1 protein-coding gene and 1 pseudogene are annotated in these 1,035 nt (G+C 54.5%); both read right to left on the reverse strand.

Annotated features, from left to right (window positions below):
• A pseudogene (locus tag ACPEH1_RS20615) lies at positions 1 to 146 on the reverse strand (PA0069 family radical SAM protein); the annotation flags it as partial.
• A 91-nt stretch (positions 147 to 237) separates the two neighbouring features.
• On the reverse strand, positions 238 to 978 hold the full coding sequence (locus ACPEH1_RS20620; protein ID WP_312711400.1) for a hypothetical protein: 741 nt from the start codon (positions 976 to 978) through the stop codon (positions 238 to 240).
• Between the last annotated feature and the right edge of the window lie 57 nt (positions 979 to 1,035).

The following is a 1,035-nucleotide window of genomic DNA, read 5'->3' on the forward strand; positions in this document are numbered from 1 at the left end:
ATCCACGGAATCACCGGAGCCACCATTACGCCCACCGGGATGCCGGCGGCGTGCAGCCGCCGCATCGCACGCAGGCGGGCGTGCGGGGCCGAGGCGCGCGGTTCGAGCCGGGCCGACAGATGGGGGTCCAGCGAGGTCACCGAGAAGTCTCAAGGGGAACGCTGATCGATTGGCAGCGGCTGCTGTCGCCGGAAGCCAAGCCAGCATCGGCAACACAATGAAATGATTGCACGTTTGCTAACGATCTACATTATATTTTCGCCCGTACTTATCAGGCCGACTCAAAGAATTTTTGATTTTTGCGTTTCGAGAATGAAGATACATGGAGGGCACAAACATGACGACACCACCTATTAGCAACGATGCAGAGAATAGTAGCCAATCTGCTCTCAATGCAGTTGAAATCAACATTAGACCGGCCGGTGCAAGCGCAAGCAAAGTCAGTATGTAGCATGCTCCTGATTTCATGGCACCAAGCTCGGAAACTATCTCAGCACCGCAGTTATTGCATTTCGTTTCTATTTTTTTCTCTATCGAATCAGCGATGAGAAAAGCTTGGCCAGAAGCACTGCAGCTGGGGCAAGAAAATCGAAAGATTGATCTCATTCGCATATATTCTCTCCTAGTACGGCTGCAACTGCCGACGCCCCTGAATTGTTGTGAGCGGCCTTCAGTGCGGACCCATACATAGCAAGCATCGTAGTCGCGGAAGCCGTTGTACCAAAGCCCTGATTCTGCATCGTAGTACTGCCCAGGGAAGCCAATGTTCAGTCCGCCAATATCGTCCTGCTGAACACTGCGCCCGTATGCATAGTTGTATGCCTTCCAGACCGTCTGCTGCCCTGCGTTGGTCACGAAGTCCGGCCGGCCAAGGTGATCGGTATGGACGACGTTCAACTGCCCGTTTCGCGCCAGGCCCACCAGCTTGCCATCGAACCATAGGTAGTTGGTCCAGGTGCTGTCGGTCAGCTCGGACATCAACTGGTTCTAGCCGGCATAGTAGTAGCGGCTGGTGGCGTTGACGGCGGTGGTAAC

Source organism: Stenotrophomonas sp. NPDC077421 (assembly GCF_049545505.1).
Lineage (GTDB): Bacteria > Pseudomonadota > Gammaproteobacteria > Xanthomonadales > Xanthomonadaceae > Stenotrophomonas > Stenotrophomonas nematodicola.